The sequence below is a fragment of the Caenibacillus caldisaponilyticus genome, from assembly GCF_002003465.1.
Lineage (GTDB): Bacteria > Bacillota > Bacilli > Bacillales > Sporolactobacillaceae > Caenibacillus > Caenibacillus caldisaponilyticus.
Window position 1 is genome coordinate 1 of record NZ_BDDQ01000150.1, and the last position, 1,613, is coordinate 1,613.

A 1,613-nucleotide genomic window follows, 5' to 3' on the forward strand; every position below is an offset into this window, starting at 1 on the left:
TAAGGTGCTACTGTGGTCAAGATGATCTAATGAAGGCCGTTCTTCAGACTTCTTTCAGCGAGTGCGCTTTGCCAAGGTGTTCTCCCATAAATACCAGGAGCGCCTCTGGTTATTCCCTAAAACGACATTTCTAAATGCATCCGCGGTGACACCGCTTCCATCCAATTGTTGCTTGTCATTTAGGCATCCAACACCATTCGGCTGGTCACTGTCTTATCGATGGGATTCATACAAATGAAAAGAAGCACGATGATGTATAAAAGTTTGTGTAAAGCATTTTGCTAGACCAAAAGAAAAAAGGTAGGGTATTCTCTGATTTAGCCATAACACATTCCAGAGAAAGGAGTACCCTACCTATGTCTAAAAGAAGTATACCGAATGTCGACTGGGCAAATCAACTGGAAAGTGTTATTCGTCAATTTGTGAAAGAAAAATTAGAGCTGATTATGCGGGAAGAAATGAAAAATTTCCTCGAAATCGAACAGGCTGGAACACCGAATATGAGAAACGGCTACTATCAGCGAAATCTAGATACGCAATATGGCCGGATTGAGGGTCTTTTGGTTCCAAGAGACCGAAACGGGGAATTTCAAACACAGTTGTTTGCCCCTTACCAACGGCACACCGGCTGGCTGGAGGAAGCAATCATTAGGATGTATCAAAGTGGCATGAGTACACGGGAAATTGGCAAGTTTATCGAACGAATTCTAGGAAGCACCTATTCTCCTGCGACGATCAGCCGGATTACCGATGTCGTGAAGGAAGACATCGAGAAATGGCACGCTCGTCCACTACACCAACGTTATTCGGTCTTATATTTGGACGGCTTGTACGTGAAACTTCGCCGCGATACGGTAGAGAAAGAAGTCATTTATGTGGTGTTAGGAGTGAATGAAGAAGGGTATCGAGAAATTCTGGATTTCTTCGTGGGAGGACAAGAAAGCGCCTATGTATGGCAGGAGATTCTCCAACAGCTCTACCAAAGAGGCGTCAAGGAAGTGCTTCTTGGCGTCTTCGATGGCCTTCCGGGGCTGGAGGAAGCCTTTAAGGCGGTTTATCCGAAAGCCGATGTGCAGCGCTGTGTCGTGCACAAAGTCCGCAACACCCTCAGCCGTGTTCGGAAAAAAGATCAATTCGAAATGGCGGAGGACCTGAAACTCATTTATCGTTCTCCGAATAAAGAAATCGCATTGGAGATGTTTCAACAGTTTCAATCCAAATGGTCTCACAAATACCCAAGGGAAGTCCAATCGTGGGCCAATGAGTTGGATGTTCTTCTCACCTTTATGGACTATCCAAGCAGTATTCGAAGTGTGATTTACACGACCAATGCCATCGAACGAACGATCAAGGAGATTCGGAAACGTCTAAAGCCGATGAACAGTTTGAGCAGTTTAGAAGCCGCTGAAAAAGTCGTATATTTGACCGTTCAAGATTTTAACGAGAAATGGGCAGGGCGAAAGTTGCGAGGATTTGCCGAAGCGCAGGAAGCCCTCGAGCGAATGTTTGAAGAACGTTATCATTAACCAAATAATGTAAATAGATGAGATGAGGGGATTCTCCCTTTCCCCCTCAAGAGACTGAATATTCAGTCTCTTGTGTGAAGGAAACCT

At 44.9% G+C, this 1,613-nt stretch carries 1 protein-coding gene; it reads left to right on the plus strand.

The genetic code is table 11. The annotated features are described in order from the left end of the window. The first annotated feature begins 356 nt into the window (after positions 1-356). The gene (locus CCB157_RS16930; protein ID WP_077616950.1) at positions 357-1,526 is read left to right on the plus strand and encodes an IS256 family transposase; all 1,170 of its coding nucleotides are present in this window, start codon (positions 357-359) and stop codon (positions 1,524-1,526) included. Positions 1,527-1,613: the final 87 nt, after the last annotated feature.

Bases quoted from the DNA above. Each gene is read 5' to 3' on its own strand.
- CCB157_RS16930 (WP_077616950.1), top strand. From the start codon at position 357: ATGTCTAAAAGAAGTATACCGAATGTCGACTGGGCAAATCAACTGGAA.